This is a genomic window from Acetobacterium paludosum (assembly GCF_008086595.1).
In the GTDB taxonomy this organism is placed as follows: Bacteria; Bacillota; Clostridia; order Eubacteriales; family Eubacteriaceae; genus Acetobacterium; species Acetobacterium paludosum.
On sequence record NZ_RXYA01000012.1, the window covers coordinates 104,902 to 128,425 of the forward strand.

24 protein-coding genes and 1 riboswitch are annotated in these 23,524 nt (G+C 42.7%); of the genes, 21 read left to right on the plus strand and 3 right to left on the minus strand.

Annotated elements, in window-relative coordinates; all coding sequences use genetic code 11:
• Positions 1–12 precede the first annotated feature (12 nt).
• From FZC41_RS12705 to FZC41_RS12785, 18 genes are all read left to right on the plus strand, one after another.
• Entirely contained in the window at positions 13–2,967 is a 2,955-nt protein-coding gene (locus FZC41_RS12705; RefSeq protein ID WP_243136718.1) for an insulinase family protein, read from the plus strand.
• 17 nt (positions 2,968–2,984) lie between these two features.
• Positions 2,985–4,424: a D-alanyl-D-alanine carboxypeptidase family protein gene (locus FZC41_RS12710; protein WP_148567781.1), complete on the plus strand. Its 1,440-nt coding sequence runs from the start codon at positions 2,985–2,987 to the stop codon at positions 4,422–4,424.
• 98 nt (positions 4,425–4,522) lie between these two features.
• Positions 4,523–4,681 (plus strand): hypothetical protein, encoded by a 159-nt coding sequence (locus FZC41_RS17335; RefSeq protein WP_170253982.1) that lies wholly within the window; start codon positions 4,523–4,525, stop codon positions 4,679–4,681.
• 24 nt (positions 4,682–4,705) lie between these two features.
• Positions 4,706–5,725 carry an energy-coupling factor ABC transporter permease gene (locus tag FZC41_RS12715; RefSeq protein WP_148567782.1) on the plus strand — a complete coding sequence of 340 codons (1,020 nt, stop codon included), beginning with the start codon at positions 4,706–4,708 and terminating at the stop codon, positions 5,723–5,725.
• A gap of 129 nt (positions 5,726–5,854) precedes the next feature.
• Positions 5,855–6,652, plus strand: a complete 798-nt coding sequence (gene cbiQ, locus FZC41_RS12720; protein ID WP_148567783.1) for a cobalt ECF transporter T component CbiQ — start codon at positions 5,855–5,857, stop codon at positions 6,650–6,652.
• Positions 6,653–6,663: 11 nt separating this feature from the next.
• The gene (locus tag FZC41_RS12725) at positions 6,664–7,413 is read left to right on the plus strand and encodes an energy-coupling factor ABC transporter ATP-binding protein (protein WP_148567784.1); all 750 of its coding nucleotides are present in this window, start codon (positions 6,664–6,666) and stop codon (positions 7,411–7,413) included.
• A 182-nt stretch (positions 7,414–7,595) separates the two neighbouring features.
• The gene (locus FZC41_RS12730) at positions 7,596–8,879 is read left to right on the plus strand and encodes a 5-bromo-4-chloroindolyl phosphate hydrolysis family protein (RefSeq protein WP_148567785.1); all 1,284 of its coding nucleotides are present in this window, start codon (positions 7,596–7,598) and stop codon (positions 8,877–8,879) included.
• A gap of 10 nt (positions 8,880–8,889) precedes the next feature.
• The gene (locus FZC41_RS12735) at positions 8,890–10,041 is read left to right on the plus strand and encodes a toxic anion resistance protein (protein WP_148567786.1); all 1,152 of its coding nucleotides are present in this window, start codon (positions 8,890–8,892) and stop codon (positions 10,039–10,041) included.
• A gap of 1 nt (position 10,042) precedes the next feature.
• A complete protein-coding gene (locus tag FZC41_RS12740) occupies positions 10,043–10,438 on the plus strand; it encodes a hypothetical protein (RefSeq protein ID WP_148567787.1) in 396 nt (131 codons plus the stop codon).
• 42 nt (positions 10,439–10,480) lie between these two features.
• A riboswitch (cobalamin riboswitch) is annotated at positions 10,481–10,654 on the plus strand.
• A gap of 69 nt (positions 10,655–10,723) precedes the next feature.
• Positions 10,724–12,196, plus strand: coding sequence for an ABC transporter ATP-binding protein (locus FZC41_RS12745; protein ID WP_148567788.1), 1,473 nt, complete (start codon positions 10,724–10,726; stop codon positions 12,194–12,196).
• A gap of 16 nt (positions 12,197–12,212) precedes the next feature.
• The gene (locus FZC41_RS12750; protein WP_148567789.1) at positions 12,213–12,947 is read left to right on the plus strand and encodes an energy-coupling factor transporter transmembrane component T family protein; all 735 of its coding nucleotides are present in this window, start codon (positions 12,213–12,215) and stop codon (positions 12,945–12,947) included.
• A 24-nt stretch (positions 12,948–12,971) separates the two neighbouring features.
• Complete coding sequence (locus FZC41_RS12755) at positions 12,972–13,529, plus strand: hypothetical protein (protein WP_148567790.1); 558 nt, start codon at positions 12,972–12,974, stop codon at positions 13,527–13,529.
• A gap of 149 nt (positions 13,530–13,678) precedes the next feature.
• Positions 13,679–15,040, plus strand: a complete 1,362-nt coding sequence (locus FZC41_RS12760; protein WP_148567791.1) for a UbiD family decarboxylase — start codon at positions 13,679–13,681, stop codon at positions 15,038–15,040.
• Positions 15,041–15,052: 12 nt separating this feature from the next.
• Positions 15,053–17,116, plus strand: a complete 2,064-nt coding sequence (locus FZC41_RS12765; protein ID WP_148567792.1) for a hydantoinase/oxoprolinase family protein — start codon at positions 15,053–15,055, stop codon at positions 17,114–17,116.
• A gap of 1 nt (position 17,117) precedes the next feature.
• Entirely contained in the window at positions 17,118–18,848 is a 1,731-nt protein-coding gene (locus tag FZC41_RS12770; protein ID WP_148567793.1) for a hydantoinase B/oxoprolinase family protein, read from the plus strand.
• A complete protein-coding gene (locus FZC41_RS12775) occupies positions 18,845–19,405 on the plus strand; it encodes a UbiX family flavin prenyltransferase (protein ID WP_148567794.1) in 561 nt (186 codons plus the stop codon). Before FZC41_RS12770 ends, FZC41_RS12775 begins: the two co-directional genes overlap by 4 nt.
• Positions 19,402–19,746 (plus strand): prenylated flavin chaperone LpdD, encoded by a 345-nt coding sequence (lpdD, locus tag FZC41_RS12780; RefSeq protein WP_148567795.1) that lies wholly within the window; start codon positions 19,402–19,404, stop codon positions 19,744–19,746. The genes FZC41_RS12775 and lpdD overlap by 4 nt, the downstream gene beginning before the upstream one ends.
• A 129-nt stretch (positions 19,747–19,875) precedes the next feature.
• Positions 19,876–20,100 carry a GyrI-like domain-containing protein gene (locus FZC41_RS12785; RefSeq protein WP_279235186.1) on the plus strand — a complete coding sequence of 75 codons (225 nt, stop codon included), beginning with the start codon at positions 19,876–19,878 and terminating at the stop codon, positions 20,098–20,100.
• Here FZC41_RS12785 and FZC41_RS12790 read toward each other — a convergent pair.
• The gene (locus FZC41_RS12790; RefSeq protein WP_170253983.1) at positions 20,090–20,905 is read right to left on the minus strand and encodes an EcsC family protein; all 816 of its coding nucleotides are present in this window, start codon (positions 20,903–20,905) and stop codon (positions 20,090–20,092) included. The genes FZC41_RS12785 and FZC41_RS12790 overlap by 11 nt on opposite strands.
• Before the next feature lie 195 nt (positions 20,906–21,100).
• Between FZC41_RS12790 and FZC41_RS12795 the strand changes: the two genes are divergently transcribed.
• The 3 genes from FZC41_RS12795 to FZC41_RS12805 are packed head-to-tail and all read left to right on the plus strand — an operon-like array spanning position 21,101 to position 22,751.
• Positions 21,101–21,625, plus strand: coding sequence for a GNAT family N-acetyltransferase (locus tag FZC41_RS12795; RefSeq protein ID WP_148567796.1), 525 nt, complete (start codon positions 21,101–21,103; stop codon positions 21,623–21,625).
• Positions 21,626–21,629: 4 nt separating this feature from the next.
• The gene (locus tag FZC41_RS12800) at positions 21,630–22,103 is read left to right on the plus strand and encodes a YbhB/YbcL family Raf kinase inhibitor-like protein (protein ID WP_148567797.1); all 474 of its coding nucleotides are present in this window, start codon (positions 21,630–21,632) and stop codon (positions 22,101–22,103) included.
• Between the two features lie 27 nt (positions 22,104–22,130).
• Entirely contained in the window at positions 22,131–22,751 is a 621-nt protein-coding gene (locus FZC41_RS12805) for an SOS response-associated peptidase (RefSeq protein WP_148567798.1), read from the plus strand.
• Between the two features lie 18 nt (positions 22,752–22,769).
• On the opposite strand, the gene FZC41_RS17915 is transcribed toward FZC41_RS12805, so the two are convergent.
• Positions 22,770–23,012 carry a glycerate kinase gene (locus FZC41_RS17915; protein ID WP_420797222.1) on the minus strand — a complete coding sequence of 81 codons (243 nt, stop codon included), beginning with the start codon at positions 23,010–23,012 and terminating at the stop codon, positions 22,770–22,772.
• Positions 22,921–23,487 carry a glycerate kinase gene (locus tag FZC41_RS12810; protein WP_205737077.1) on the minus strand — a complete coding sequence of 189 codons (567 nt, stop codon included), beginning with the start codon at positions 23,485–23,487 and terminating at the stop codon, positions 22,921–22,923. Before FZC41_RS12810 ends, FZC41_RS17915 begins: the two co-directional genes overlap by 92 nt.
• Positions 23,488–23,524 lie beyond the last annotated feature (37 nt).

The following is a 23,524-nucleotide window of genomic DNA, read 5'->3' on the forward strand; positions in this document are numbered from 1 at the left end:
AAGGAGAGGCATTTGAAAGAAGAATTAATGAAACAACAAGAAAAAATGTTTGAATTAGAAGAGAATGTTCATGGGTTTATTCTAAAAAAAGAAGAATTTGTGGAAGAAATAGATGGGTTTGCACGGATGTTTATCCATGAAAAAACCGGTGCCCAATGTTTATATGTTTCAGCAGAAGACGACAATAAAGTCTTTTCCATTAGTTTTAGAACACCATCAACAGATAGTACCGGAGTGCCGCATATTATTGAACATTCAACCTTATGCGGATCCAGAAAATATCCGGTTAAAGAACCTTTTGTAGAACTGGCCAAGGGCTCGCTCAACACGTTTTTAAATGCCATGACTTATCCGGATAAAACAATGTATCCGATTGCCAGCACAAACGCCAAAGATTTTATGAACCTCATGGATGTCTATATGGATGCGGTATTCTACCCCAATATTTATGAAAATCCTTATACCTTTTATCAGGAAGGCTGGCATTATCATATCGAAAACAGTGAGGACCCCATTATTTATAACGGCGTTGTTTATAATGAAATGAAAGGGGCTTTTTCAAATCCGGAAGAGGTTCTTCAGAATAAAGTTTTTGAATCCCTCTATCCCCAGTCCTGTTATCGATTCGAATCCGGCGGGGATCCAGAAGTTATTCCGGAACTGACGTATGAAGACTTCCTGGCATTTCATAAAAAATATTACCATCCATCCAACAGCTACATCTACCTGTATGGAGATGGTGATGTCAGAGATCATTTAAAATATCTCAATGATGAATATTTATCTGATTTTGAAAAACAAACGGTGGATAGTGATATAAAAGAACAGGCACCATTTAAAAAGCAGCAAAATCTGGTGGCTTCTTATGGCGTTTCAAAAGAAGAACCGCTGGAAAACAGGGCTTATCTGGCACTCAATGTGGTTCTGGGAAATACACTGCCTTATGAAGAAGCATTGGCTTTCGATATCCTATCTCATATTTTATTAAGCAATAATTCATCACCATTAAAGGAAGCCCTATTGGCACTTCAAATTGCAGAAGACGTGAGTTATCAATATAGCAATTCATTAAAACAGCCTTGTTTTTCAATTACCCTTAAAAATACGGAAGCAAAACATGGAGAACTATTTGTAAAAACGGTTGAAGATGTTTTAAAAAAACTTGTCAAAGATGGTCTGGATCCCCTGAGTGTGGAAGCGGGGATAAATATTTATGAATTTTCCCATATTGAGGGAGAATACGGTTCGTATCCAAAAGGCTTGATCTATGGCATAGATATTATGGATAACTGGCTCTATGGAAATGATCCAACGGATTATCTAAAATATAAGGCAGTTTTTAAAAAGTTTAAATCCAGCTGGAAAGACGGTTACTTTGAAAAATTGATCCAACATTTACTGATCGACAACACCTTTAAATCATTGGTGACCATTGTTCCCGACAATAACCTTCAAGAACAGGCAGATAGAAAACTGGAGGAAAAGCTTGCCGCCTACAAGGCGGGATTATCTCAGGAAGAACTGCTGAATCTGATTAACGAAACCCAGATACTGATGAAAAGACAAAACGAGGAAGATAGTCCTGATGATTTAGAAAAGATTCCCAAGCTTTCCTTAGATGACATCAACAAGGAAGGGCGAAAATATCCCATAGAAGTTGAAAAAGCTCTGGATACCACATTACTTTTTCATCCCGGATTTACAGGCGATATTTCATATTTAAAACTCTATTTTGATTATAGTGATATTCCCCAGGAAGACTTGAAATATCTGTCGCTTATGTGTAAAATGTTAGGTGGATTGAGTACCAAGAATATGGATTTTCATCGATTGAGTCAAGAAATTGAAATCAATACCGGCGGACTTTCCTTTGGCATTGAGTCTTACGATGATGTTCATCATTTAGGTGATTTTCGATCCAATTGTTATATCAAAGGAAAAGCCATTACTGAGAAAATACCAACCTTGATCAATCTGATGACAGATGTGTTGACGCAAACTCAGTATAATGAAAAAAACCTGATCTATGATATGATTAGAGAGATTAAAACGCAAAAGGAAACGCAGTTTTTAACCGCCGGACATGTGGTAGGCGTTCAGCGGCTGCAGTCTTATTATTCACAATCGGCGCGCCTTTTTGAAGAGTTCGGCGGGATTGAATTCTATCGTTTTATTGCCGATCTGGAAGCTAGTTTTGATGAAAAATTCGTTGCCCTGGCAGAAAAGATGACGCGAATTTCAAAGCGGATATTTACTACCCAAAAACCGATTATCAGTATCACCGGAACAAACGAAATAAAAGAGAAAACCCTGAGTGCGTTAGAAACGTATCTATCACAGCTTCAGCAGCGAGAAGATAAAATAAATCCCTTTAATTTCAAATTAAGTATTGGTAATGAGGGCTTTTTAACGGCGGCAAAAATTCAGTATGTCTCTCAGGGATATAATATCCGGGAGTTGGGCTTTGAATATTCAGGAGCGCAACTTGTTTTAAAAGGTATTTTATCAATGGATTATTTATGGAACAAAGTGAGAGTTCAAGGGGGTGCCTATGGTGCGTTCTTCAGCATTGGCCGAGGCGGTGATTTGTATTTTGGCTCCTATCGGGATCCAAAGTTAAAAAAGACTTTGGATGCTTATGCCGGCACTATTGACTACATTAAAAATCTTGATCTTTCAAAGCGAGAATTGGAAAAATATATTATTGGTACCATCAGCAGTAAAGATGTACCGCTTAGTGCTTCGGTAAAGGGTGAAATTTCGGATAATTTCTATTTTAGCGGAGTAACGAATGAAGATCTGCAAAAAGAACGAAAAGAAATTTTAGAAACGTCGGTTGAACAATTAAGAAGCTTTTCCGATATGATTTCAAGTGTCCTTGAGAAAAATGTCTTGTGCGTCATGGGAAGCGAAGAAGCAATTAAAGAAAACAAGGAATTGTTTAAGGAAACACGCTATATTAAATAGAAGATTTGGGAGGGGATATGAGACGAAAAATAGGACTGTTAGTAATTCTTAGTCTTGTCTTTTTTACACCCAACATTTTTGCAGCTGGTCTTCCGACCTTTGGTACAAATGAAGGGGTAATAGTTTTAGAAAAGAATAGTGGAGATATTCTTTATCAACAAAAACAGGATCAAAAATTTTATCCGGCAAGCACCACAAAACTCATGACCGCTTTGGTGGCGGTTGAAAACGGAAATCTTGATGACACCATTACGGTGGGAGATGAAATAGAAAATATTGATGCAGACAGCAGTGTGGCAGGTCTGGAAGTTGGGGAAACCATTACCTTAAGGGAACTCCTCTATGGTTTGCTTTTGCCATCAGGGAATGATGCAGCAGAAACCATTGCCGTTAACATTGGCCGGAAAATAGCCGGGAATACGACGCTTGATTCGTCAAAAGCATATGATCGGTTTATTAAGACCATGAATGACAAAGCAAAAGAACTGGGAATGACAGGGACTAATTATGTAAATCCTCATGGTTTGCAGGACGCTAATCATTATACAACTCCGGCAGATATGCTGAAGTTGGCCGAAGTAGCATTTAGCGATGATACGGTAAGAATGGTAACCCGGGCTAAGGTCCATGAGATCCAAACGAATATGGTCAAACATAAATGGAACAATACAAACCTTCTGCTGTACAACAGTTTTGATGAGTTATCAGACGATTATCGGGTGACGAATAATCTTTCGGCAGGAACCAATCCTCTTTTTAATGGTTATGCTACGAGTGGTAAAACCGGGTCTACAGATGAAGCGGGAAAATGTTTTGTTTTTGAAGGCGAAGGAAATGGAGAAAACATCATCGGCATTATTCTTGATGCCGATGAAACGACGGTTTTCAAAGAAGCCAGCGATACGATTAATACCTTAATCAAGGAATACAAGTTTATTGATTGGACCGGCGATAATAATTATTACGGTGAGGTAAAAGTAGAAAATAATCATATATTCGATGGTAATACATTAAAGTTGAGGACAAATGAACCACTGATCAGCCTCGTTCCGGAAGCAAGCATGGATGGATACACATCTAAAATTAAATGGGATGGCAACCGCTTGATTGGAGATAAAACCATTGCCAGTCTCAAGGGCGATGTGAAGGAAGGCGATGAGATTGGTGAAGTCGATGTTTATAATGGGGATAAACTCGTAGAATCCACGCCCATCTATGCGGCCAATACCATGCAGACTCGAAAATGGGTAGACTATCTCATCATGTACTGGTATATCACAATTGTGGTGTTAATAATCATTGCCGCAATTCTGAGAATAATGTATGTCGATTTTATGCGTAAAAATAAAATTAAGTATAAAAAAATAAAAATTAAAAACGGTAACAGTAATGATGGCAGATCCGGAAATGGTAACGAGAAGAGAAACAGAAATGAAAATACCAGAAATAGACGATGACCTGAAAAAACACCTTTGCAGCCTAAAATAATTTTACTCTTGACAGCAGTGACAAAGATTGTTTATAATTAAACAAAGATCTTCTGAAGATCTTAAATATGAGAAATTTAAAAATTAACGATGCCATGAAGGTATTTTCTCTGCAGAAGCAGGGCTTATTACTTCATGGCATTTTTTTGTACGAAGGCAGGGAGCTAAACGGATACCTTATTCACTTAGCAGTTGCCGAAGAAACTCATGAAGCGCATTTCTTGTAGTTTCAAAAAAAGGAGGACTTCATTATGCATATGGCAGACGCACTGGTTTCGCCAGTAGTAGGAGGAATCATGCTTGCAGCAAGTGCTGGAGCAATCGCTTATTCAGCTTATAAATGCAAGGACGATTTAGATGAAAAAAAAATACCCCTAATGGGTGTTATGGGAGCGGTAATCTTTGCTGGTCAAATGATTAACTTTACAATTCCCGGGACTGGTTCCAGTGGACACATTGGCGGCGGTATTCTGTTGGCGGCTCTGCTGGGACCGTTTCCAGCTTTCTTAACAATCACGGCAGTATTATTGATTCAGGCTTTGTTCTTTGCTGACGGAGGTTTGCTGGCATTAGGCTGTAATTTATGGAATATGGGATTTTATTCGTGCTTGGTGATCTATCCTCTAGTTTTTAGACCGATTGTCAAGAAAGGATTGACGCCAACTCGAATTACGACCGCATCAATCCTTTCAGTCGTGATTGCTTTATCACTTGGTGCTTTTTCGGTTGTAGTTGAGACCCTTTCATCTGGGATCACAGAACTTCCATTTGTAACGTTCCTGGGATTAATGATACCAATCCATTTGGCTATCGGCCTTGTGGAAGGGATTGTTACCGGAGGGATACTGGTTTTCGTTTATAAAATGCGACCGGAATTACTGGAAACATCAGTGGAAAACAAGAAGTTGGCCAAGACGGTATCGATTAAGAAAGTTGTGGGAATGTTACTGGTGTTTGCCGTAGTTGTCGGTGGCGGAGTTTCCGTCTTTGCTTCTACAAATCCAGATGGTTTGGAATGGGCAATGAAAAATGTAACCGGTACAACTGAATTGGCAGCCGATGGCAGCGTTTATGAAACAGCAGCGGACATTCAGAAAGCAACTGCCTTTTTACCGGGGTATGGCTTCAAATCCACCAGTGAAGAGGGTTCAGTTGCTGGTACCAGTCTCTCTGGGATTATCGGCGGAGGGATTACCTTGCTATTGGCAGGTGGAACAGGACTGTTGATTTATGCCATTAAGAATAAAAAGAAAAATCAGCCGGATGCTTAAAAAAGCAAAATTTTATTTATCTTTTATAGGTACTTGTGATAAACTAATAAAAGATTCTGCTGGTAACCTCTGCTGAAAAGTAGAGGTTATTCTTTAGTTAGACTATAAATTACCGGGAAGGAATTACTTATGGCAAATATTTCGGATTCCATGAATACCATCAACTCGCTTGAAGAAATGGCCGAAGGAAAAACGATTATTCATCAGTTACATCCTATGGTTAAGCTGGTGATCACGCTTTTATATATTGTTCTTGTCGTGTCGTTTGACCCTTATAATATTACCGGATTGGTGGTTTTAGCATTTTATCCGGTTATTTTAATGGCCCTGGCTGAAATTCCCTATAAGCCATTATTGACTCGAATGCTGGTTGCCTTACCTTTTTCTTTTTTTGCAGGGATTTCAAACATCATATTTAATCAGAAGTTGGCATTAATGATTGGCGGAATTCCGATTACATACGGTGTGATCTCCTTCTTTTCCATTACAATCAAAACGGTTTTCACTGTGATGGCGGTGCTTATTTTAATAGCGACAACTTCATTGCCGCAAATTTCCTATCAGTTATTGTCCATCAAGGTTCCCAAACTGATTGTTGAACAAATTATGCTGACCTATCGATATATATCAGTACTACTTGAACAGGTTTCAAATATGTATACCGCTTATATGTTAAGGTCGCCGGGAGGCAAAGGTATAAAGATGAAAGATATGGGGATCTTTGTGGGTCAATTATTGTTGAAAAGTTTTGATCGTGCCGAAAACATTTATTACGCCATGAAGTGTCGGGGTTATGATGGGCATTATTTATATGCAAAACCAGATCCGATTAAGTCGGCTGATTGGATATTTTTGCTGGGAACCGCTTTTTTATTGATAATGATGCGATTTTTTGATTTAAGCCAGATTATTGGCAGCTTTTTATAGAGAGGTAAACTGTGTTAGAAATAGAAAAATTAAGCTATGCCTATCCCGATGGACATATTGCCATTCGAGAAATTGATTTAAAAATAAATGATGGCGAAAGTGTTGCTTTAGTGGGAGCCAATGGAGCAGGAAAATCCAGCCTTTTTAAGCTGATTATTGGAATATCCCAAATAAAGGAAGGTTCCATAAAAATCGGTGATTTATCGGTAGAAAAGAAAACCCTGAAAGATGTTCGAAAAAAGGTTGGGATGGTATTTCAGAATCCCGATGATCAACTGTTTATGACCAAAGTTTATGATGATATTGCTTTTGGTCCCAGAAATGAACTTTTATCTGATGAAGAAGTGGAAGAACGGGTCAACAATGCTTTGGAAATGTTGGGCGTAACCCATCTTCGGGATCGTATGCCTCATCGTCTTTCGGGAGGGGAAAAACGGGTTATTGCCATTGCATCGGTGTTATCCATGAATCCTCAGATTATATTATTTGATGAACCTACTTCGTTTTTGGATCCCAGTGCAAGACGCAACGTCATCAATACGCTGGAAAAACTGGAAATGACAAAAATTATCGCAACCCATGATTTGGATATGGCTCTTGATATTTGCGATCGTGTCATTATTTTACATCATGGCAGTGTTTTTGCAGATGGAAAAACAGATGATATTCTTCTTAATGAAGAACTATTGCTGGGATGTCATTTAGAATTGCCTTTTTGTATGCAAAAACGAAAGGTTAGGAAACAAGATTCTGACAAATAATTTGCAAATATAATTCAAATTTTTCGACAATCCTAAGCTTGATTGAATCAGGCTTTTTTGTTGTGGGTACAAATACCTACAATTTGAGGAGTTATCTTAAGATTAAGCATAAAGGCTTGCATTGATAATTGTATTTTGATATTTAATAAGATATAATTAATAGAATAGCTGGAGGTTACGCAATGGGAAAAAAGGAATACTCGAATATAGGGGATGATATTAAAGATATCATACAGGATGCCCTAAGTTCAACTGACTTCAAAAAATTGAATCAGAATATCACAGAGACAGTGAATCGAGCATTGGAAGAAGTCAAAAAAAGCACTCGTAATTGGAATGAAGGCAAAGATTATTCAAAGCAATATAAAAACATTAACAATAAAAGCAAAACGTATGATCGACCAATGGAGTTTACAGATTATGAAACCGTAGAAACTAAGGAGTTAAAACAGAATAAAACAGTGGAAAAACAAAATAATTATCGAAGTATTGCCAACAAAAAGACAAATCTTATCACAAAATCACCTCATGGCCGAATCTCCGGAATGCTGCTGATCGTTTTTGGAAGCATCGGAATGGGCTTGGCGATTGTTTTTTCGCTAGCGGTTCTTATTTTGGCCAATGTGATTCATGCCTCAATGGGATCATTGGAGGTATCTTTAGGAACGCTTTTGTTTATTTTAGCATTATGTATTGGCATGGTGGCAAAAGGATCGAGTTTAAGAGGCAGAGTCAAGCGTTTCCGGCAATATGTGCAACGTCTCAAAGATCATCCATTTTGTGAAATCAAAGAATTGGCCGAACCTTTGGGACGCAATTCAAAATATGTCGTTAAGGATCTGAAAAAAATGATTCAAGTGGGGATGTTTCTCCAGGGACACATTGATGAGGACGGACTTTACCTGTTGATCAGCGATGAAGCTTATGAAGCCAATCGGAAAATGAAAGAAGGAAAGCGCCTTCAGGACGAAGAACAGAAACGCCAAGAAGAAGTACAACGACAAAGAGTGATTGATCGGAGTAACCCTGATATGAAAGCGGTACAGGATGTTATCGACGAGGGACAACAGACCATCAGACAGATCAGAAAGGCCAATAACGACATCCCCGGAGAAGCCATTTCCAACAAGCTTGACCGATTGGAAATTGTAATTACGAAAATATTTGTTTACATTGAAGAAAATCCCAAGGAAGTTCCGGAAATCCGAAAATTTATGAACTATTATCTGCCAACAACCCTTAAACTGGTTAAGGTTTACCAGGACATGGATGCGGAGCCGATTCAGGGAGCCAATATTATGGCCACCAAAAAAGAAATTGAAGAGACAATGGATACCATTAATCACGCGTTTGAAAATCTCTTAGATGGTTTTTACGAAGATACAGCATTAGATGTTTCAACGGACATTTCAGTATTAAATACCATGTTGGCCCAAGAGGGACTGACAAAAAAAGATTTTGAATAAGGAGACAAATATGGATGATGGACTGAAAGATTTTGACCAGGTAACCCCGACCCTGACTTTTGACCCTTTTGACGAGGGAAAATCATCGGTGGTCAATCAAAAAAATCAGATGGCAACCGAAGATAAAATTTTCGATGAAGCTCGCCTATCCCCGGAAGAGCAGAAAATGGTCAATGAATTTGCAGAAAAAATTGATCTCAGCAACTCGGCGCTGATTATGCAGTACGGTGTGGGTGCTCAGAAAAAAATTGCGGAGTTTTCTGAGACCGCTCTGAGCAACGTCAGAACCAAGGATTTAGGAGAAGTCGGTAAAATGCTTGGGGACATGGTTTCAGAGCTGCGAAACTTTGAATCCGCAGAAGAAGAAAAAGGCTTTTTTGGTTTCTTTAAAAAAAATGCTAATAAAATCAGCTCGATGCAGGTTAAATATGCCGCCGCAGAAACCAATATCAACCGGATCTGTGAATCTTTGGAAAAACATCAGGTTCAGCTGATGAAAGATGTGGCTATGATGGATAAACTATATGAAGTCAACAAAACTTATTTCAAAGAGTTATCGATGTATATTTTGGCGGGAAAGAAAAAGATCCAGCAGATTCAAAGCACCGATTTGCCGGTCCTTATACAGAAATCCCAAATGAGTGGATTGCCCGAAGATGCCCAGGCAGTGAATGATTTTTCGGCAATGGCCAACCGTTTTGAGAAGAAGCTTCATGATCTCGAATTGACCCGCATGATTTCTATTCAAATGGCGCCGCAAATCCGATTGGTTCAGAATAATGACACCTTGATGGCGGAAAAAATTCAGTCCTCTATTGTTAATACCATTCCCTTATGGAAAAGTCAGATGGTGCTGGCTCTGGGCGTGGCTCATTCCGGTGAGGCCGCCAGAGCTCAGCGGGAAGTAACGGATATGACCAATCAGCTGTTACGAAAAAATGCCGAAACCTTAAAAATGGAAACCATTAATACGGCCAAAGAATCTGAACGGGGAATTGTGGATATCGAAACCCTCAAGATAACCAACGAATCGTTGATTACAACCTTTGATGAGGTGTTAAAGATTCAGGATGAAGGCCGACAGAAACGAAAGGCAGCCGAAGCCGAACTTCAGAAACTTGAAAATGATTTAAAACTGAAAATGCTGGAAATTAGACGATAAAATGAATATTATTGAGCAAGCGGTTTTGCAGTATGTTATTTTCATCCTGAGTTTAGTCGTTGGGATCCTGTCAATTGTTTATTATGGTAAATATCAAAAACAACTGATAAACGGTGCATTAGAAGGGTCTGTCGCAGGATCGTTCAAAAACAAATTCAATCTTTATGGTGTTCTTTATGTTGTCGCGGCATTTCTGGTTATCTTGGAGTCTTATGCCCGGATGAGCGAAATTGTGATCATCATCATGGTCATTGTTATCGGCGGGGGCATTTACAATCTGATGTTAATCAATAAAAAAGAAATGTTTGATTTATCCGATATAAAGTTGCTGAGATGGAATGCCATTATTTTGCTTACCATCGCTCTGGTTTATATTCTGACAATCCTAAATATTTAATTTGACAATTATGTTTAAATCCGTTATCATAGAATTAATAGAATATATTTGAAGATTTGTGGTGCCTTGTAAGAGGAGAATAGGGAATCAGGTGTAAGTCCTGTACGAACCCATCACTGTGAATGGTTTTGTTTTTGTATATGTCACTGGTAAAACGGGAAGGCGCAAAAACTGATAAACCTGAGTCAGGAGACCTGCCAGAAATTGATTTTGAGAAACGAAGGTAAAGTTTCGACTATTTATAGTCGAAGCTTTTTTTTTGTATAGAAGGGGATTATTAACTGAATGAAACCAATTATAAGCATTGATTTAGAAGCATTGGTCTTTCCAGAGGAGAAAGAGGCGGCTTTAAAGAATATAAAACTGGACATCAATCAAGGTGATTTTATTGCCGTAACAGGGGGAACGGCTTCCGGAAAATCCTTATTGCTTCATGCTATTACTTCTGCGGCACCCAAGTTTTATCCCTGTACAATTGAGGGGACCGTCAGAGTGGCCGATCGGAATGTGGAAGAAATTCCGCTTTGTGAAATGGCAGATTATGTGGGATATATGATGCAGGAGCCACAAAATCAGATGATCAGCAGAGTCGTTTATGATGAGCTTGGGTTTGGGGTGGCCAATATGAATTTGAGCAGCGAGGAAATACAATCCCGCGTCGGAGAAATCATGTCATTTCTCTCCATCCAGGACTTTGCACACCGGTATACCGATGCTTTGTCCGGGGGCCAGGCTCAAAAAGTTGTTTTGGGCAGCATCCTGACATTAAAAGCGCCTATTTTACTTCTGGATCAGCCGGCGGCAGAGCTTGATCCCAAAACCAGTTCGGAACTCTACAAGTATCTTTCATGGCTTAACAAGAATGAAAAAATTACGACAATGGTTGTTATGGATAAATCAAGAGAGGTTTTAAAATATGCCGATCGGGTTGTTGTTATGGAAAACGGCACCGTCAAGGATTATTTGAGTACCGAAGAATATAAAAATAAATACCAGCAAAAAGAAAAAACCAGGAGACCAATAGAATTAATAGTTGATCATGAAACTGATATCGTCAAATTGCTGGGGACCTCCCATATTTACAAGGGCGGCATCGTCGGATGCAAAGCCATCGATTTTACGCTGAAAAAGGGTGACTTTACCGCGGTGATCGGACAGAACGGATCGGGCAAATCGACGATGCTTAAACTGATCGAGGGGTTGTTAAAGCCGACCGCAGGCTCCATTGAATTGTTTGGATTGTCTGTAACAAAAAAAAATATCGGCGACCTCCGGCGACGAATCGGTTTTCTTTTTCAAAATCCGGATGATCAGATTTTCTGCAGCACCATAAAAGAGGAAATTGGATATGTTTTAAAGCGTAAGGATGATTCGGAAGCGGAAAAAAATAGAAAAATTCAGGATGTTCTGGCGTTTATCGGTCTTGAAGGCTCCGAGGAGGTACATCCACAACGGCTTAGCCGGGGTCAGCGCCAACTGCTGGCATTGGGGTCCGTCATCATCAGTGAACCGGAACTTATTATCGCCGACGAACCGACATCCGGATTGGATGAAAGTCAAAGCAGACTGGTGATGGAAAAACTTTTGTTACTTGCCCAGCAGGGAAAAACGGTTCTTTTAGTCACCCACGATTTGAGCGATGCCAAATATTTTGCTAATCGGATCGTGGTCATGAATCGACACGAACTGGTGCTGGATTTCAACGCCGACCAGATGGACTGCTTCACCGATGATTTAATAAAAATGGAACTCATGTAGGGAGGAAGGTTCAGCGATGATAAATGTAAAAAATTGGGATCCGCGGCTAAAACTGACCTGGTGTTTATTTCTTGTTCTAACAGCGTTAATTTCGAGGAATATGGTACTGGATCTGGTGCTATTGCTAACCATTCTGATAACCGAAATTATTACCGAAAAAAGTCTTAAACGTTTTAAAGTGATTGCAATCCTGCTGTTGATTGCCGGCTCTCAGGTATTGATTATTAATTTACTGTTTGGGAGAGTGGGTGAGCCGGTTTGGTCCTGGTGGATTTTGACTGTTTACAACGGTTCACTTATTGCCTCACTGTTAGGATTTTTAAGAATTTGTGTGATTACCATCAGTGCCATCCAATTTGCGTATAACACCGACGCCACGGATATTGCGCAGATGCTGATTAAATGGCATATTCCCTATCGTTATGCGATGCTGGTACCCATTACGGCGCGGTTTTTTCCGGTCATGGTCAATGAATATCATTCGATTTGTGACAGCAATTCGGCCCGAGGGGTTCCCTGTGACACGGTGATGGAACATATCAGAAATTTGCCGGCCGCCGTGATGCCGCTGATTTACCGGGCCCTGAGAATATCCAACGACGCATCGCTTTCCGTCGAACTGCGAGGCTTTGGCCGCTATGAAACAAGAAATTTTCAAAAAACAATTGGGCTAAGACCTTTTGAAGGAATCATGATCTTGTTTATTATCATGATGTATATCTCGATTATGCTATACATCATGTTTTTATAAATATAAAATACTAAGGAGATTAAAATGGAAAATGAACTAGCTTTGAAGAGAAAAAAGATTTTTAAAACGGACACAAAATCGCTAATCGGCGCAGTTGTAATGGGGATTGTCTTTGTAATTGCCTGTCAGATTACTGGTCAAATTGATAACATGTTACCATGGGGAAAAGCCGGTATGTACCTGATAAATGGCAGTTGCTGGGCATTTTTTACAGCCTTTATTACGCTTATCTACAAACAGCCCGGTGGAATCATTGCGGCAGAGATAGAAGCCTTAACATCAGTGATGTATTCGCCTTTATGGGTAGCTTTTATATTTGCTAATGCCGTTGGCACAATTTGGGTTTCGTTTGTCGCTTCAAAATATGATATGACAAAATGGTCCCATCATATTCTGGCTCAGGCAGGGGTTTGTATTTTAGGTAACTGTATTGTTACTGTAGGCATGATCTTCATTTTGGAAATACCTCTTGATGTTGCCATTATCGAAACCCTAATTCTTATTGCCGTCAACTGGATTGTGGCTACTGTTATTACAAAATTAACCTATGATGCTGTTTTAAAATCAGGCCTGGTTAAATAAAAGTTTTATACTGATGTTTCTGCTATAATTTAATTGATTTTTATTAACGACAATTGTTTTTGCCTTTTTCTCATTGAGAGTCAGGCTTAAGCGATTGTCGTTTAGGTCGTTATACCGTAATTTAAAATATTATAAAGGTGAGGTAAGTAATGAGTCAGGATCTACGCGTATTTTTAGAACAGCTGGAAAAGGATGGAGAAATAAAACACGTTACCGAAGAAGTTAAAAGAGAGTACGAAATCAGCACATTAATGATGGCACTCGAGAAGGAACACCGCTACCCGGTGATGTGGTTTGATAAAGTGGAAGGCAGTGAATTTCCTGTTGTGACAAATATTTTAGGATCAAGAGAGCGCTTTGCGAAGGCCATGGGTGTGAAAACAGAAAATATATCCCAGGAATTCGGAGAACGGGTCAAAAACAGGTTTGATAATTTAAAGGTTGTCGAAAATCCTCCCGCCAATGCAAATCTCATCACTGGAAATGATGTGGATTTAACTAAATTCCCGATTCTCAAACATTTTCCCATTGATGCCGGTCCCTATATTACATCCGGGCTTTGTGTGGCCAAGGATCCGGAAACTGGATCCGACACCTGTGGCTTTCATCGCCTCCAGTTAAAAGGGAAAAACAAACTGGGAATCTCTTTCCATTCCAGAGGGAGAATGTGGGAATATTTTAGAAGAAGCGAAGAGCGCGGCGAAAATATGAAGATGGCCATTTGTATTGGCGTGCATCCCAATATTTCCCTGGGTTCCCAGGCATCCGTGCCCTACAGTCTGGGTAAATTCGGGGCCATTGGCGGTCTTTTCGGAGAACCCTTAGAGGTAGCTCAATGTGCAACCATTGATCTGCAGGTGCCGGCCTATGCAGAAATTGTACTGGAAGGCGAGGTTCTGGCAAATGTTCGGGAGCCGGAAAGCCCGTTTGCCGAATACACCAACTATGCATGCTTCCGGAGTACCGAAAATGTTTTTCAGGTCAATGCCATCCGCTATCGTGAAAACCCTATTTTTCATGATATTACACCGGCCATGAGCAGCGAGCATATCACCATTATCTCGATCCAGAGAGAAGGGGATATTTTAAAAACGCTCAATCAGAACCTGCCAAATATCAAAGCGGTGCATTCACCGTTATCCTCCTGCGGTATTTTCCACTGCTATATTTCCATGAAAAAAATTGCTGAAGGCCAGCCGCAACAGGCGCTTTTGACAGTATTGGGGATGGACCATCATATTAAGATGGCCGTTGTGGTGGATGAGGACGTCGATGTCTTTAATGAGCAGGAGGTTCTGTGGGCAATGGCAACACGGCTCCAGGCCAGCAAAGGGGTCATGATTCTACCAAATTGTATGGGCGAAACCCTGGACCCTTCTTCTGATGAGCTGAGTCGGTCCGACAAAATGGGAATTGATGCCACTAAACCGCTGAGCGGTTTTTCACCCAAGATCGAGATCGATAAAGAGGCCCAGGAAGCAGTCAAGCGTTTATATAAATACACAAAGTAAGAAGGCCGAAAGATGATAAAAATAGCAATTGATACAGGTGGAACCTTCACTGATTATACCTCGGTGGGCAGGTTTAAAGACCAGGCATATCACAAAATATTCGTCAAGAATCCGACAAATCATCAATATCCGGCGGATGGAATCCTGGCTGGTTTAAAAAAGTTAGCTGAGGAATGGGATGCGGATTTAGAGACGTTTTTAAAAGAAACGGAAAAGATAACGCTGGGAACGACCCTGGCACTCAATGCTCTGTTGGAGAAGAAGGGGGTAAAAACCGCCCTGTTCACAACAGCAGGCTTTCGTGATGCTCTCGAAATCCGCCGCGCCCAATTGAAAAACCAGTGGGATCTGGCCGCGGAAAAACCCATGGTTCTGGTTCCTCGCCGATTACGTTTAGGAATCGAGGGACGAATGGATTATCGTGGGGATATTGTAGCCCCCCTGAATGAAGACAAAGTCCGGGAAGCTTGCCGTAAATGTCGGGAGCTAGGGGTCAAGGCCATTGCGGTCTGTTATCTTTTCTCGTTTCTTAATCCCGAGCATGAACGGCGGACAGCGGAAATCATTAAAGAGGAGCTGCCTGATGTGTTTGTTTCCCTATCCGCGGATGTGGCCCCCCGCATCCGAGAATATGAACGGACCACCACAACGGTGATCAATGCCTATCTGACCCCGGTTCTGGCAGATTATTTAAACGATATTAAAAAGGAGCTGGCCCTTTATGGCTGGCAGAAACCAATCCATATTATGCTGAACAACGGCGGACTCAGCGATACCGAAGCGATGGCAGCATTTGCGGTTAAAACCCTGTTATCGGGTCCGGCCGGGGGAGCGGTGGGGAATGAAACCATCGGAAAATTACTGGGTAAAACTCATACGGTGCTGGCGGACATGGGCGGCACCAGTTTTGATATTCATGTTATCAGCGGCAGCAGCAATCAACTGGTGCCGCAAACCGAGCTGGCCGGCTATCCCTTGAGCATTCCCATGATTGACATCAGCTCCATCGGTGCCGGAGGTGGCAGCATTGCCCATGTGGAAATCGGCGGACGGGTCTTTATCGGTCCGGATTCTGCCGGCTCGGTGCCGGGCCCGGCCTGTTACGATTTAGGCGGAGCGGAACCTACGGTTACAGATGCTTTGCTGATCCTCGGACTCATCAATGAGGACAATTTTCTGGGCGGAAAGTTTGCTTTATCCAGAGAGCGGGCCGAGCAGGCGATAAAGGAAAAGGTAGCCGATCCACTTAATTTGTCGGTGCATGAGGCAGCGCGGATCATTTACGGCATTGCTGCCGAAATGATGGCGGATGCGGTTCGTCTGGTGACCACCCAGAAAGGAAATGACCCCAGAATATACAGCCTAATCAGTGCCGGCGGGGCCTTCCCTCTTTTTGCGGCGAAAATTATGGAGTCCCTTCATATGCCGGAGATCCTCATTCCCGTACAGGGACCGGTATTCTGTTCCTGGGGAATGTTGGGAGCCTCCAGCCGCTATGATGCAACCCGAAGCTTTTTTATGGAAAAAAAGCAATGGAATGCAAAAAAAATCAATCAGACTTTGGCACTGATGATGCAGGAAGGTGAAAGTGAGCTGGAGCGGCTTAGCGTTGATAAAGACCAGCGCCGGTTTGATCTGATTTTAGAAATGCGTTATGTCAGTCAGCATCACGAGATAAGCGTCCCATGGAAACAGGGAACATTTTCACCGGATAGCTGGGAGACAGTGGAAAAAGAATTTTATGATACCCATGAAGCAATTTATGAATATGCCGAAAGAGATAAAGACTGGGAAATCATCGATTTACATCTTGCCTGTTATGAAGAAAACGGGGAGAATGTACTTTTCCCAATGGCTTCCCAAAAATCTAATGGACGGACAAAAAAAGTGTCCGGGTATGCCTTTAACCAGGAGGACGAAATCGTGGTTCCAATTTACAATGAGGGCGATTTAAATGAAGTCATCACCGGGCCGGCACTCATTGATTTTGATTACACCACATTGGTTATTCCGGAACACTTCTTTTGTGCGCCGGCAGATGAAGGAATACTTGTACTTAAAAAGGAGGTATTGTAGCATGAATCAGCGAACCGAAGATATTATCAACCGTGCGGTTATTATCAACCGTCTCGACAGCATCACCGGTGAAATGGGAATCGCTCTGGAGCATTCCGCCCATTCACCGATTTTTGCCGAGGCCTGCGATTTTGCCTGCTGTATCTGCGACAAAGATGGAGAACTGGTGTCCCAAATCAGCGGGATTCCGATTCTGGCAACTGCAGGCGCCTTCAGCGTCAAGGCTCTGTTGAGAAAATACGGCCATCATATCGACGACGGCGATGTTTTCATCATCAACGATCCTTACGATGGCGGGAACCATCTTCCGGATATTGGCATCATCACCCCGGTTTTTTATGACGGCGAACTGCTCTTCTTCAGCGTCAGCCGGGCCCATCACGGGGATATTGGTGGTTCCACTGCCGGCAGCTACAATCCCAAGGCGACTGAGATTTTCCAGGAAGGAATTCGCATTCCGCCGACAAAATTAATGAAAAACAATGAAATGATCGACGATGTGCTGGCGTTAATCGCTTTGAATACCCGGAATCCGGAGATGCTCACCAGTGATTTTCTAGCGCAGATCGGTTCCAACCGGGTGGCCGCTAAACGGATCCGGGAAATGCTGGAAACCTATTCGGTGGCGACAGTCAAAAAAGCGGTACAGGATACCATGGAGCAGACAGAAGCCCTTACGAGACAACGCATTGCCGCGGTGCCGGACGGAACCTATGCGGCAGTTGATTATATTGATGATGACGGCTTTCAGGAAGAACCGGTTAAAATTGCCGTTTCCGTCACGATAAAAGGCGATCGGCTGCTGGTGGACTTTGCAGGGACCGACCCCCAGGTCAAAGGCTTCATCAACACCTCAGTGGTCACCGCAACCTGTGCTTCTGGTATCGCCGTATTGTGGTTTTTGGGCAAGGATATTCCTCGAAACGGCGGAGCATTCCGCTGCATCGATGTCAATCTGCCCAAAGGTTCACTGGTCAATCCCAATGAACCGGCACCGATGACACTCTGCACCTTGACGCCCGCCAGTGAAATCATCGGAACAATTTTTCAGGCGCTGGATCAGGCCGTATCAGGGCGGGTTTCAGCAGGCTACCATCGCTATCTGGGACCATCCTATTATGGGGTGGATGCCAGAACGGACCGTTATTACGTGGGCTTTTCTTTTTGCTCTCTGGGCAGCGGCGGAGCCATGGAAGGGAATGACGGCAAGCCTTATATGGCAACCTTGTCGAATTTCGGCGGGGTCAAGGCGCCGAATATTGAATCCAATGAAGTGCAGTATCCCCACATCACCCTTTATCATGAAATGGATACGGATACCGCCGGTGCCGGAGAGTATCGCGGTGGCTGCGGCATGAAATATGCTTTTGAGCTCTATGCCGAACAAAGCGATATCGTCAATTTCGGAGACGGTGTCAAATTCGCCCCGTATGGGCTCAGAGGCGGACATCAAGGAAGTCTCAATCGAAGCGTTTTTGTTCATGATGGCAAAGAAACGGTGATGGAAAGCAAGGAAGCGCCCCGACACGCAACCAAGGGTGATCAGGTTTGCTTGAACACCAGTGGCGGCGGCGGTTGGGGAGACCCGCTGAAACGACCGGCCGGGAAGGTCTATGATGATGTCCAAGACGAGATCATATCTCTGGAAACCGCCGAAAAAGTTTATGGGGTGGCCATCACCAAAAACGGTATTGATTTAGAAAAAACGAAAAAATTGCGAGGAATCCGATGAAAATTGCGGTCGGAATAACAGGAGCCTCTGGCGTTATCTACGGCATTCGGCTTTTGGAAGCATTAAGGGAAACGGATAACCAGGTATCCCTCATTCTCAGTGATTGGGGGAGTAAAACCATTGCCCTGGAAACAAATTACAGTGCGGAATATGTGTGCTCTCTGGCAGATAGCGTCTACGACAGCCACGATTTGGCGGCCGCTGTTTCCAGCGGTTCCTACGGCACGGAGGCCACTGTGATCGCTCCCTGCAGCATGAAAACCCTGGCCGGCGTTGCCAATGGCTTCAGTGATAATCTGATCGTCCGAATTGCGGATGTGGCTTTAAAGGAGCGCCGGCCTTTGGTTCTGATGGTGAGAGAAACCCCGCTGACGCTAATCCACCTGCGAAACATGACCGCCGTCACCGAAGCCGGCGGCATCATCCTACCGCCGATGCCGGGTTTTTACCACAAGCCCCAGACCATCGATGACGTCATCAACCAAAGCGTCGGTAAGGTTTTCGATTTGCTGCGCATTCCCAACCATCTTTTCAGACGCTGGGGAGAGAGCGAATGAAACTGACAGTGGGCAGCGGGCCGACCGCGCTTAAATATCAGATCACGCTGGCCGGAGCCGATGTGCTGATTCTGGTGACTGGAGGAGCAGCCCACATCGGCTGCACAGCCGTGGGCGATGATGGCCGGCTCAGCGTTTATACCGCAATAGAGCACCGGGATGATTCTCTGGCTATTCCCCTGGCGAGAAGGGTGTCCGAGACATTCCACTGCGTCTGCACCGTCTGCGCCGGCTTCCATCTGGATGATATTGAAAGAGCGGACATCGGACAGGTGCTGGTCAATGGGCAAGAGGGCATCAGACAGGTGATTGCGATGATAGAGATGGCGAAAACAAGATGACAGCATCATAAAAACCGCATTCGGGAGGATGCGGTTTTTTGACGGAGTGGATTGATTTTGATGGCGATTTCAGAGTAAATCAGGAGATGAGTTTGTTCTGAAAATATTGGATTCAATAATTATTTCCAGATTTCTGATGATGTCAGCAAAGGCAGAATCAGCGAAAGCGACTATGCGGTTTTTGAGATTGACCATACGGCTGAAGCAGTTCAGCAGGCCTGGCATGAAATATTTCAGGAACTGAGCAACCATGGTTATGAGATGGATGGCTCGAAACCGATCATGGAAAGATATGCGGCCAAAATGGTCAAAAAACATCAGTGTGAGATTTGCGTGCCGATCGTTAGTCGATGATGCCAGCCGGATTGAGCTTGGAAAGCAGATAACGCTTCTTATACTTGATCCGGGTGTATTTGCCGATTTTATTGACCATCAAGGGATTGACCACGCCGCCGATGACGCCCACGATGGGCAGCCCCTGGATAAATTTGGCAGTCAGCAGGGTGTTGGATAAAAGATCGGAAGTTTCCTTCATAACCGCTTTCAGATCAATGTCTATCGGCGTATCGGCATCAATAGCCTTGCCTAAACGCTCGATTTTCTGATCATAAACTTTTCGCAGATCCTCTTTAGTCATGGCGGCACAGATCAGATACAGGATGTACGCTTTTTCCTCATTGGAGGTGTAATGGTAGCCGTAAGACAGAGCAATTTCATTGATGGTTTTGATGATGACGCCAAGAAACAGCGGGATATCCGGAAGCCCAATCCCCAGCAAGCCCAGAACGGCGCCTTCGATTGCCGCAATGGATTCATTGATGGTTTTGGACTGCTTTGAGGATTTATCCAGCGTTTTCAGATGTTTTTTACTCATATATTTTTCAAGTGCGTAATTATTTAAATCGTATTCCACATCGATGTTATCCTTGTTGTATGTTTTTTCGATGAGACTGTTTGCTTTTTCGAACACCAAATGAAAGCCCATGTAGAAGGCCGTGTCCAGGGTGGCTTGTAGTTTTTCCGGTATTTTAGCCTGGATTTTATTGACCACAGGAGTGAAGTTTGATTTGATAAACGGACTGTCTTTCTGATTCAAAAACTTCTGCTCCTGTTTTTCAAGAATCGTCAGCTGTTTGGTCAGGATAAGGTCTTTCTTCATTTTTGTAACTCCAATCGGTAGATTTGATGAATGTATTGTATCATTATTTGTTTAATAAAGACTGTGGTAGAAATATGATTTTAATAGTATAAGTATTGAAATAAAAGACAATAACATTTGCACCGTTTAACAGAGTGGTGTAAAATTTATTCAATGGAATATTCCAAAACGCAACCCGGAAGGAGAACGGATAAAATGAAGAACATTGAGACCAAAAACCTGTTGTTAAGACCATTAACCATGGAAGACACAGCCGACGTTTTTGCCTATTCTAAAAGCAAAAATGTTGGTCCTCGGGCGGGCTGGAAGCCCCATGAAACAATCGAGGAAACAGCAGAGATCATGAAGACAATCTTTGTTGGCCAGGAAAATATCTGGGGGATTGAAAAAGAGAAACAGATTATCGGATCAATCGGATTGATTGAAGATCCCCATCGGCAGAATGATCAGGCACGGATGCTGGGCTACGCTCTGAGCGAGGATCATTGGGGGCAGGGCCTGATGACGGAAGCTGCCAGAGCCGTGCTGGCATATGGTTTTGACACCCTCGATCTCAGTCTGATTTCGGTCGTGCATTATCCATTTAACCTGGGATCCCAGCGGGTGATTGAAAAATGCGGTTTTCTTTACGAAGGTACAATCCGACGGGCGGAAAAGATCTATACCGGTGAAATCCGGGATATCAAAGCTTATTCTATATCCAGCGAAGAATTCCGGTGAAGATATGAAAAATCTGGAAATAAAAAGCCCATCGTTTGAAAATAATGGAAACATACTCAAAAAGCATACAGGGTTTGATGCCGACATGTCGCCTGAGTTCCAATTATTGAATCTTTGCGCTGAGACGAGTTCGCTTGCCATCATCATGGACGATTTGGATATTCCCTTCATAAAGGAATTTAATCATTGGCTAATATGGAATATTCCCAAAACAGATAAAATACCGGAGAATATACCGTCTGGTTCACCGGTATTTTCGTTTCAGCAGGCGATGCAAGGTGTTGGATATGGTGTAAACCGGTATCGCGGACCGAAGCAGCCTTTTTTTGTCAGAAATAGCCATCGATATGTTTTTCGCTTTTATGCACTTGACTGCTTTTTAGATTTGGATAACAGCGCCAGAAAGAAAGATTTGCTGGAAGCGATGGGCGGACATATCCTCCAAACGGGAAGCATCATTGGTAAATACAAGAGATAAGAACTATATTCAGTAGGGGTGAATGAAATGTGTGGACGTTATATTCTGTTTTCCGATAAAGAGGAAAGAGCGATCAAGGCGATTGTTGAAGAAGTCAATAAAAAGTATCACACGGTGATCAAAAAAGGCGATATTTATCCAACCGATCTGGCACCGGTTTACGCACTGCGGCCGGATCAGCGGGGAATGGATCTGGAGTTGAAGCGATGGGGGTATAATCGGCAGTTTGGGAAAAAAAAGACCCTGCTGATTAATGCCCGGTCCGAAACGGTGCTGGAAAAAGCTGCTTTCCGGGATGACTTTCTGAATCGGCGATGCCTGATTCCGGCTGTCGCCTTTTACGAATGGAACGAGGAAAAAGAGAAATTCCGGTTTAGCGGTACGGATGAGCTGATTTATCTCGGAGGCTTCTATCATGGACAGACAGAGGGCTCGGATGCGTTTCTGATTATGACAAAACCGTCGGTGGAAACGGTGGCGCAAATCCACAATCGGATGCCGGTGTTGATTCCGGCCGATCTGGCAATGGACTTTCTTTATTCCACTGAAACAGCGCTAAAAATCATCGCGGAAAACCGGGTTACCCTCAAAAGGAAATTGATTGAGGGTGAAAAACAAGGCAGTTTCATCGGTTTAACAGAGGATTGATCCACCGCGTAATTATATTCAAGGGTTCATGCATACACTTGAAAGAAAACCAAAAAGATTGCAGATCGTTTCATCCAGCAACTGGGGTGCGTTTTCCATATGCCAAGCCAGACCTCTGTCATTTCTGAAAATGGCAAAGGCGGCTGTTACACCACAATCATTGATTTTTTCATACCCTTCTTCCAGAGCGCCGGAAATTACGATGATCGGAATATGCTGTTTCTTTCCGTGCTTGCCAACCCCTGAAATCACTTTTCCCATCACACTTTGAGCATCGGTTTTTCCCTCTCCGGTGATGATCAGATCGGCATCTTTCTGAGGACCGTACACCGCCGCTGATCCCCAGAATTATTTTCCGGAATCCCCGATTGATCACTGCGTCAACAATCATCTCGCCGGTGCCGTAAGTACTGGTAATCAACGGATTGCGTTCATCCGAGTTGAGAAGCGGCAATCCGGAAGCTGTTGCCATCTCAATAACCGCTATCTCTCCGTTCAAAATGCCATACTCTACCATAATTTCCCTGAACAATGGGTCTTTTGCCTTGATTTTTACAATTTCACCGGATCGGTGTTTAACCAGTACGTCCACCAGACTTTCGCCTCCATCTGAGATAGAAATTTTAATGATTTCGGTAGTAGGCATGATCTTAAGAATTGCACTTTCTGCGATGTTACAAACCTCGGCAGCTGATAAAGATCCCTTGAAAGAATCCGGGGCAATCACTATTCTCATTTTGTGGTCTCCTCTTTAAATTTTCTTCGGGCTTTTT